Annotated in this window: 5 protein-coding genes and 1 pseudogene; 5 read left to right on the top strand and 1 reads right to left on the bottom strand. The window is 42.8% G+C overall.

The window, feature by feature from the left end:
• From G4P69_RS33605 to G4P69_RS33585, 5 genes and pseudogenes are all read left to right on the top strand, one after another.
• Positions 1 to 411, top strand: a 411-nt coding sequence (locus G4P69_RS33605; protein ID WP_208354192.1) for an acyl carrier protein, incomplete at its 5' end; no start/stop codon positions are given.
• The gene (locus G4P69_RS33600) at positions 408 to 1,451 is read left to right on the top strand and encodes a thioesterase domain-containing protein (RefSeq protein WP_208354190.1); all 1,044 of its coding nucleotides are present in this window, start codon (positions 408 to 410) and stop codon (positions 1,449 to 1,451) included. The genes G4P69_RS33605 and G4P69_RS33600, both read left to right, overlap by 4 nt.
• Before the next feature lie 39 nt (positions 1,452 to 1,490).
• The gene (locus G4P69_RS33595) at positions 1,491 to 2,300 is read left to right on the top strand and encodes a class I SAM-dependent methyltransferase (RefSeq protein WP_208354188.1); all 810 of its coding nucleotides are present in this window, start codon (positions 1,491 to 1,493) and stop codon (positions 2,298 to 2,300) included.
• 229 nt (positions 2,301 to 2,529) lie between these two features.
• Positions 2,530 to 3,098: pseudogene (gene cysC / locus G4P69_RS40770) on the top strand (adenylyl-sulfate kinase).
• Between the two features lie 223 nt (positions 3,099 to 3,321).
• The gene (locus G4P69_RS33585; RefSeq protein ID WP_208354186.1) at positions 3,322 to 9,786 is read left to right on the top strand and encodes a type I polyketide synthase; all 6,465 of its coding nucleotides are present in this window, start codon (positions 3,322 to 3,324) and stop codon (positions 9,784 to 9,786) included.
• Here G4P69_RS33585 and G4P69_RS33580 read toward each other — a convergent pair.
• Positions 9,747 to 9,857, bottom strand: a complete 111-nt coding sequence (locus G4P69_RS33580) for a hypothetical protein (protein ID WP_313890603.1) — start codon at positions 9,855 to 9,857, stop codon at positions 9,747 to 9,749. The genes G4P69_RS33585 and G4P69_RS33580 overlap by 40 nt on opposite strands.
• Between the last annotated feature and the right edge of the window lie 43 nt (positions 9,858 to 9,900).

Genomic DNA, 9,900 nt, shown 5'->3' with positions numbered 1-9,900 from the left:
AACTGGTCTCAGTTTGCCACACAGTTGCCACCAGGGATGAAGGCACCTGTATTGGAGGCATTTATTGATTCCAAGTCTGTAGTAAAAGAAACTCAGACTAGCGAGTTTTTAGTACAATTAAAGGCAACTAAGGCTAGCGATCGCCCCCAACTCATGACGAATTATCTCCAAGGTGTTGTAGGTAAATTACTAGGATATCCAGATGCTCAAATGCTAGACCCACAGCTAGGATTTTTTGAGATGGGAATGGATTCTTTACTAGCTTTAGAGTTAAGGAATTCGCTACAAACCAGTTTGGGTTGTTCGCTTTCTGCAACGGTTTTGTTTGAGTTTTCCAATATTGAAGATCTTGCTGAACATTTAATTGCGAAAATTTTTGAAAAGATAAATTTTGTAGAAGGGGAACTGTGAACTTAGTTCAGTTTTTGCAGGATATTGCTAGCCAAGGTTGGCAAGTATGGAGTGAGGGCGAAAAGCTGCGTTATCGCGCCTCTAACGACGAATTAACTGCTTCAGTATTGACCCAACTGAAGCAGTATAAAACACAAATCTTAGAGTTGCTACGCGATCACCCACATATTTTTAATGTTGATTCGTTAAATGATGGGCAGACGACTGCTAATCTAAATCAAAATAGGAGAGTTGTTTCCCCTTCTCCTCTGGTTTCGATTCAACCGAGCGGCTCCAAAGTGCCAATCTTTTGCGTACATCCTTATACTGGACTAACTTTTTGCTACCATGAATTAGCCCGATTGTTGGGTGGGGACCAACCCTTCTATGGATTGAAAGCGCTGGGTATAGAAGAGGGAGAGGAGCCACTCACCCGTGTGGAAGATATGGCTACTATTTACCTAGCGTCTGTTAGAGAAGTCCAGCCCCACGGGCCATACATCCTAATGGGCTGGTCTTTCGGAGGTTTGGTGGCTTTGCAGATGGCTCATGAGCTGGGAACCCAAGGCGAGCAAGTAGCTTTTCTTGGATTGCTGGATACTTATACCCCTTCTCTTGTGCCTGAGCAGCCAATACTAGCCGAAGAAGTTGTGATACAAGGGGAAACACTTTCAATTTCGTCAGAAGAGTTACGAAGACTGCCTATTGAGGAGCAAGCAATCTTGATTTGTGAGCAGGTCAAGCAAACAAACGTGATTCCTTCTGAAGTTGAACGTTTACTACGAGTTCAGTCGCTCAACTCCGAAGCAATGCGCAATTACTCCCCACCAATTTACTCAGGTAGGTGCCTTTTGTTTCGAGCGGAAAAGGGAGTGTTGAGTTTTGTCCAAGATGTTTCTGCGTTAGAACCAACTCTTGGTTGGAGGGAGGCGATCGCTGATATTGAGTTACATACTATACCTGGTTACCACGAACATATGGTGGATCAACCTAATGTAAGTATCCTCGCTCAGAAGCTAAAAAACTCCATTGAGCAAGCTCTCAAGAACAATGAGCAATAACTCATTTCAGATCTTCTCTACTCTAGATGTATTACTTTCATGTCTCAAATCATTACAGAACTTACAGGTGTGCCTAGCACCATGCTGCTGACTCTGAAAGGACGAGCTAATGAACAACTTCATCGTCATCCTCTTTTTCAAGATCCACTAGCTGTTGAGTGGAGTAAACTCTTGCCATGGGACAGTGGGCTAGAAGCAATTTATAGTAAATCGAAGCTTACCCAAATTAGCTTTGCTGTACGAGCTTACCATCATGACCAAATAGCATCTCGTCATATTGCTAATCATTCCAATCCTGTCGTTGTAGAATTGGGGGCTGGCTTATCTACTCGTTTTCATCGCATCGGGGAGAGTAGTTATCGTTGGCTGGAAATAGATTTACCTGTGGTTACTGAAATACGCTGCCAGTTAGACACACAGACACAGCAGCACCAGTTTATTAGTGCTTCAGTGATGGATTTTGACTGGATGAATGCTGTACCTGATGTATCACCTGAAAAAATTTTATTTATTGCAGAAGGTTTACTACCCTATTTTGAAGCAAATGAGGTGCAGCGCTTAGTTTCCCAGATGCGTTCTCGGTTTCCAGGTGCTTCATTTGTATTGGACATTTTAGGCAATTATGGCAAGGTTGGTAGTAAGGTTTTTAGTCAAATCGGAGCGCCTCATAAGTGGTATGTTAACAATGAACAAGAAGTGACAGCTATGGGATTGCGCCTGCTCAATGTCCAGTCTCTATATCAGCTATATCCAGAACGTTGGCCTTGGCTGCCAAGATTACTCTTAAAATTACTTACCCAGCTATCTTATTTTCGTAATGGTTATTTGATTCTCGAAACCAAGCTATAAAGTGGTGTTCCAAAAAATGAAATATTAGACAGTGGGAAAGTTAAAGATTATCACAAAGTCAGGAACTGCGTTAACGAGCAACTTTCTCTTTGGAGACACCTGAAAGGCACCACCCTTGGCAACCCGATTGAGCTAGAATCCATAGCAGCAATGTATGGCAAAGATCATCCTCCCAACCAGGCTTTAGCACTTTATACTTCAAAAATATTAAATTCATAAAAAGCGAGTTATGAAGCATAAAGGTACAGTTCTGTGGCTCACTGGGCTAAGTGGGGCTGGTAAAACTACGATTGCCAAAGAGGTAGCCCAACAATTGCGAACAAGGGGTTGTCGAGTAGAATTGCTCGATGGCGATGTTGTTCGCACCTCTTTATGTAAGGGGCTTGGGTTTAGTAAGAAGACAGGGATACAAATGTACGTCGGACTGGTTTTGTAGCAGATTTGCTCAGTCGCAATGGAGTGATAGCGATCGCGGCGGTGATCAGTCCCTATAGAGAAATTCGAGAGGAACTGAGACGAACAACCACCAACTTTGTGGAAGTTTACGTTCAAGCTCCCTTGACAGTTTGTGAATCTCGTGATGTTAAGGGACTTTATGCTAAAGCTAGAACAGGAGAAATCAAAAATTTCACAGGTATCTCCGACCCTTATGAAGAACCTCTAAACCCAGAGATTATTTGTCCTAGTCATCAACTTACAGTTTATGAATGTGTTTATCAAATAATTAGCTATTTAGAGTCCCAAAGCTACATTCCAGCTTATTCTCTTAATGGGAGAGAAGAAAAAGCAGTTCTTTAAAGTGTTACCTTTCTTTTACCAGCTTTATAAGCTTAGTGTCTCTACTGTTGACGAAACTTAAAATAATCAAAATTCACATGAACGGATTGACGATAAGTAGTAAGATAAAAATGCGGTTTCAAAATAAAAGATAAAGATATGGAAACACCAATCATTTCCTCTAGTCCAGATAAGGAAGTTTTTCCATATCTTAGAGTGATGAGCTATTTATTGTAGAGCCTATATGCAACAACCTTTTTCATCCCAGCAGTCGTTTGAGCTTCTAGAGCAAGTTAACAATAAGTTGGAAGCAGTTGATCGGGAAACAACGGAACCAATTGCCATTATCGGTATAGCTTGTCGCTTTCCCGGAGCCAAGGACTACGATGAGTTCTGGCAAAATCTGGAACAAGGCATAAATAGCATCAGTGAAATTCCTGCCCAAAGATGGGACGTAGAAAAATATTACTCTGCCAATCCCGAAACACCAAATAAAACAATTAGTAAATGGTCAGGATTAATAGAAGACATCGACAAATTTGATGCCCAATTCTTTGGTATATCGCCCAGAGAAGCAACAAGAATGGATCCTCAACAGAGAATCATGCTGGAGTTGAGTTGGTCGTGCATAGAAGATGCAGGTTATGCAGCATCAGAACTATCTGGAAGTCAAGTAGGAGTATTTATCGGAGCTTGTAACTACGACTACAATCAGTTGCAACAGCAAAATGAAAATATTGAAGGGCATAGCGCTACAGGCAGTTACACCTGCATCATTCCCAATAGAATATCTTACTTCTTCAATTTTCACGGTCCCAGCGTACCAGTGGATACAGCTTGCTCTAGCTCCCTCGTAGCCCTGCATCAAGCCGTCAATTCTATTAATGAAAAAGAATGTGAGATAGCACTTGTAGGAGGCATAAGCGTACTATGCACTCCCAGCAGTTACATATCCTTTAGTCAACTAGGAATGTTATCTCCAAAAGGAGAATGTAAAAGCTTTGACAGTGAAGCAGATGGTTATGTGAGGGGAGAAGGAGCAGGAGTAGTATTATTAAAACCTTTAGCCAAAGCGCTCTTAGATCAAGACCGAATCTACGGTGTAATCAAAGGCAGTGCTGTTAATCATGGAGGCAAAGCAAGAACATTAACTTCACCGAATGTTTATGCTCAAGCTCAGGTATTGCGAGCTGCCTATACAAAAGCAAATATAGCCCCTAACACAGTTTCGTACATAGAAACTCATGGGACAGGAACACCATTGGGAGACCCCATAGAAATAAATGGACTTAAACGAAGCTTCAAACAACTACATCAACAAAATCAAGTACCATTGCCAGAAAAACCCTATTGTGGTCTAGGGGCAGTAAAAACAAATATAGGGCATTTAGAGGCAGCAGCGGGAATTGCTGGATTAATAACAGTCTTATTAGCAATAAAGCACAAAAAATTGCCCAAGATTGCCAATTTTGAGCAATTAAATCCTCGTATAGATTTAAAAGACAGCCCATTTTATATAGTTAGTGAGACCCAGGAATGGCAACATTTAAAGACAGAAACAGGAGAAGTTATTCCTAGACGAGCAGGGGTAAGTTCCTTTGGGTTTGGGGGTGTTAATGCTCATGTTGTATTAGAAGAGCCACCAGAAACAGTCAAAAGTGAAGAGCATCTAGAACGTCCGCAACAAATTTTAACTCTCTGTGCTCAAACGGAGAAAGCACTGAGAGAACTAGCAAAAAAATATGAAACTTATTTGCAGTCTAATACGGAAGCATCGATACAAGATATTTGCTTCAGTGCCAATACCGGACGTACAGATTTTGCAGAAAGACTGGCAATAGTAGCTAATTCTAGAAGTGAGTTGCAGGAAAAATTAACAGATTTTCTTCAAGATAATCAGACAAAGGGAGTGGTAAGAGGAAAAGCCGAAAGTCAACACAAGAAGCTCGCCTTTCTATTCACAGGTCAAGGGTCTCAATATGTAGACATGGGACGACAGTTATATGAGACTCAACCCACATTTCGTAAAATTATAGACCAATGTAATGCAATTCTGGAAAAATATCTCGAAATTCCTCTATTAGATCTACTTTATCCTGAGCAAGCAAAAAATGAAGTTTCATCTTTAATAGACCAAACAGCTTATACCCAACCAGCGCTATTTGCCATAGAATATGCCCTGGCTAAATTATGGGAATCTTGGGGAATTAAGCCCGATGTGGTGATGGGTCACAGCGTGGGAGAATATGTGGCAGCAAGTGTAGCAGGTGTTTTCAGCCTAGAAGATGGTCTGAAATTAATTGCTATGCGAGGGCGGTTAATGCAGCAGTTGCCGAACGGTGGACAGATGGTATCTGTGATGGCTTCAGAATCTCAGGTAACAGAGGCTATAGGAAAATACACTTCCCAAGTGACAATAGCAGCGATTAATGGACCAGAAAGTATAGTAATTTCTGGTGAGAGTGAAGCAATTATTGCTATTTGTAGAAAGTTAGAAGGGATAGAAGTTAAGACCAAGCAATTACAAGTATCCCATGCTTTCCATTCCCCCTTGATGGGACCCATGTTGACAGAATTTGAAGCATTAGCACTAGAAGTAACTTATAGTCAACCTAAAATACCACTAATATCTAATGTCACTGGTCAAAAAGTAGGTTTGGAGATAACTAAAGCCGAATATTGGGTGGAGCATGTCCGACAACCAGTTCGATTTGCCCAGAGTATGAAAACTCTGCATGAGCTTGGGTATGAACTATTCCTGGAAATCGGGCCTAAACCAATTTTGTTGGGGATGGGTCGGCAATGTTTGCCAGAGGAAGTGGGAGTATGGTTGCCATCATTACGTCCAGGTGTAGAAGAATGGCAACAGATGCTCTCTAGTTTAGGACAATTGTATGTGCAAGGAGTGAAGGTAAATTGGTCTGAGTTTGACAAACATTACACTCGTCAGAAAGTAGCATTGCCGACCTATCCCTTTCAGAGAGAAAGTTATTGGATTGAAACTAATAATAATCAATACCAGAAAAAAAGACTTGGGCGAGCCAAAATTCTGCACCCATTACTAGGTGAGAAACAGCACTTAGCAGGCCTAGAAAATCAAGAGCGTTTTGAATCTTTTCTAGCAGAAGATGAACCAGTCTACCTCAGCCACCACCGAGTATTTGACAAAGCCCTATTTCCCACAACAGCCTACTTGGAAATAGCTCTAGCCGCAGGGTTAAACCAATTTAAAACTTCCTCTCTGCTTGTAGAAAACCTAGTCATTGGGCAAGGATTGATTTTGCCAGCAGGGGTGCTTAAAACGGTTCAGACCATACTGACCCCATTAGACAATAAAACCTACCAGTTTCAAATATTTACTCAACACGAACAAGAAAACCAGGAAGAACTCCTATGGGTACTTCATGCCTCTGGAAAAATTCAACCGTTAGAAATTGACACTGCTATTAAAACTTTTGACCTAGAAAAATACCTGAGCCAATGTACTCAACGGATAGAAGTAAAACAACATTATCAAGAATGTCAGCAAATCGGGATTGACTATGGAACAAGTTTTCAAGGGATGCAAAAGCTGTGGAGGGGATCAAACCAGGCGATCGCTCAGATTAAGTTACCCCAAGAGTTAGTCGCAGAAATAACCGACTATCAGTTTCACCCAGCTTTATTAGATGCTGCTTTGCAGGTAATCTTTCATGCACTGCCAGATGAAATTACACAAACTTATCTGCCAATAGGTATAAACCAGTTAAAAGTATACGATCGTCCGGGGCTTTCCCTATGGAGTTACGCATCAGTGACTCAACCCCTAGTTGAAAGTGAAGGAAGTTTAACAACTCAGGTCACACTGGTCAATGGAGAGGGAGAAATCATTGCCACAGTTGAAGGCTTACGACTCAAAAAAGCGACTCCACTTACCCTGCTGGGAACAGAAAACGACGAAGCCGTGACTAATTGGTTCTACGAAGTGGAATGGAGAACTAAAGGTCAATTGGGTCGGTTGCTACCTCCAGATTACCTGCTTGAACCTGTAGAAGTCGAGCAACAATTAAGTTCCACAGTGACAGAATTAGCGACACAGGTTGACGATCATAGCTCCAAGGAAATTTTAACTCAGCTAGAACAGTTGAGTGTGGAGTATGTAGTGGAGGCGCTTCAAGAAATGGGCTGGTCATACCAACCAGGAGAGTACTTTTCGCTCGATTCGGCCACCCAACGCCTAGGCATAGTTCCTAGCCAGCAACGACTATTTAACCGGATATTACAAATACTGGCAGAAGTGGGAATTGTCAAGGAAACGCCACAGCAGTGGCAAACACTGCAAACCTTAGAGCAAGTTAACCCAAATAAAAACAGCCAGACTCTACTGAGTCAATATCCGAATGCAGTCGCAGAATTAACTTTGTTGAATCGTTGTGGATCTCAACTGAGTGGGGTATTACGAGGGACACAAGACCCAGTGCAACTGGTGTTTCCTGAAGGGGATTTAACCACTGCTACCCAACTGTATCAGGAATCTCCAGCAGCCCAGGTGATGAATACCCTGGTACAGAAAGCCATCAGCAAAGCGATAGAGAAATTGCCCCAACAGCGAGGGATGCGATTGTTGGAAATCGGTGCAGGCACTGGAGGTACCACCAGTTATATTCTGCCTCATTTACCACCGAACCAAACCGAATATGTGTTCACCGATATTGGTGCTTTGTTTACAACCAAAGCCCAAGAGAAATTCCGGGATTATCCGTTTGTACGCTATCAAACCCTCGATATTGAACTAGACCCCGTAAACCAAGGATTTGAGAAACATCAGTATGATGTAATTATCGCTGCTAATGTGCTCCATGCAACCACCAGTTTGAGGCAAACTTTATCCCATGTGCAGAAACTGTTAGCACCAGGGGGAATGCTGGTGTTGTTGGAAGCAACAACACGGACCAGATGGGTGGATTTAATCTTCGGACTATTGGAAGGATGGTGGAAATTCCAAGATCATGAGTTACGACCAGACTATCCTCTACTAAGTCGCTCCAACTGGAAACAATTACTCAGTGAAACAGGTTATACTCAAGTGGTCTCCATGCCAGAAATGGATGGAATGCCAGAAACCTTGTCCCACCAAGCAGTGATTATTGCCAAAGCTGCTGAAACAACACTAGAGGCGATATCATCTGAACAGAAGAACTGGTTAATATTAGCAGACACTCAGGGAGTAGCGCAACACTTAGCAACTCAACTGCGCTCTGTAGGAGAACTCTGCACCTTGGTATTTACCGGAAAGCAATACCAACAAATTGCACCAGAAGAATTTACGATCAACCCTCACAATCTAGAAGAGTTTGAGCTACTGGTAGCCCAAGTAGCACCGCACCCAGATTCTTTATTTGGAGTCGTGCAATGCTGGACAACTGAAGCTGGAGAACGTAAAAATATTAATTCCCAAGAATTAGAAGATTTATCTCAACTAGGGTGCGGCACGACGTTATCATTAGTACAAGCCTTAGTTAAAGGAGGATTATCTAAACTGCCACGTTTATGGTTAGTCACCTCTGGAGCACAACCCGTAAGCGCAACTCATCCCCTGATCTGTGGGTTGGCCCAATCTTCGGTGTGGGGAATGGGGAAAGTCATTAGCTTAGAACACCCAGAACTCAAGTGTGTACGCATTGATTTAGACCCTCAGCAAACTCTGGAACATCAAGCATTAGCATTGTTTTCCGAAATTTGGTCAGAGGATTTTGAAGACCAAGTGGCATTCCGGGGAGATGGTCGTTATGTGGCTCGGTTAGTCGGTAGTCGTCACACTCCAGCCCAAACTCCCTTGCGTTTCCGTCAAAACTGTACCTACCTGATTACAGGAGGGTTAGGAGGTTTGGGCTTATTAGTCGCCCGTTGGATGGTGTCCAGGGGAGCCAAACATTTAGTTTTGGTGGGACGCCGTTCACCTGATGATGCGGTGTTGATGAAATTAACGGAATTAGAACAAGCGGGAGCCCTAGTGGTGGTGGAAAAAGCTGATGTGTCGGAATGGCAATCTATTGCGAGGGTGGTATCTCGGATCAACCAGTCAACCTTTCCACTAGCGGGAGTGATTCATTCGGCTGGGATGCTGTCAGATGGAATTCTGCAAAACCAGAGTTGGTCTAGTTTTGAACAAGTGATGGCTCCGAAAGTTCAAGGGGCTTGGCATTTGCATCAACTGACCCAAAACCAGTCATTAGACTTTTTTGTCCTGTTTTCTTCAGCTGCTTCTCTACTAGGTTCTCCTGGTCAGGCAAACCATTCGGCAGCTAATGCGTTTCTTGATGGTTTAGCCCATTATCGTCGAGCTATGGGGTTGGCTGGATTAAGCATTCATTGGGGTGCTGTTTCTCAAGTGGGAGAAGCAGCAGAGCGTGGTGCAGATATTCGGTTACAGCAGAAGGGCATGGGTGCGATCTCTCCGCCTCAGATGTTAGAAGCTCTGGAACTACTGATCAATAGTTCAGGCGTGGAAGTAGGGGTCGTACCTATTGAATGGTCAGCGTGGTCAAACAGAGTGGCAGAGTGGTCGTTTTTGGTAGACTGGAAACACGCTACTCAGACTCCTGAGTCATCGCCATCAGAATTTTTGCTACATTTGGAAGCATATGTTCCCAGCGAACGACAAGAAATGTTGGTGGCTCACGTTCGTCGTCACGTGGCTGAAATATTAGGCTTAACTTCATCTATATGACGTAAAAATCCACCAGAGCGTGTGTAAACTTTACCAGGAGCATCTGGGTTAGAATCATAATACTCATCTATATTCCATCGGTCTTGTGGAACCTCAGTTATAGAATCTACTTTA

Origin of the sequence: Aetokthonos hydrillicola CCALA 1050, from assembly GCF_017591665.1 — a bacterium.
GTDB classification, from domain to species: domain Bacteria; phylum Cyanobacteriota; class Cyanobacteriia; order Cyanobacteriales; family Nostocaceae; genus Aetokthonos; species Aetokthonos hydrillicola.
Note: the sequence above shows the minus strand (reverse complement) of the source record. Positions and strands in the feature narration are given on the sequence as shown.

Coding starts and splice junctions, on each gene's coding strand:
- G4P69_RS33595 (WP_208354188.1), top strand. CDS start 1,491: ATGTCTCAAATCATTACAGAACTTACAGGTGTGCCTAGCACCATGCTG.
- G4P69_RS33585 (WP_208354186.1), top strand. CDS start 3,322: ATGCAACAACCTTTTTCATCCCAGCAGTCGTTTGAGCTTCTAGAGCAA.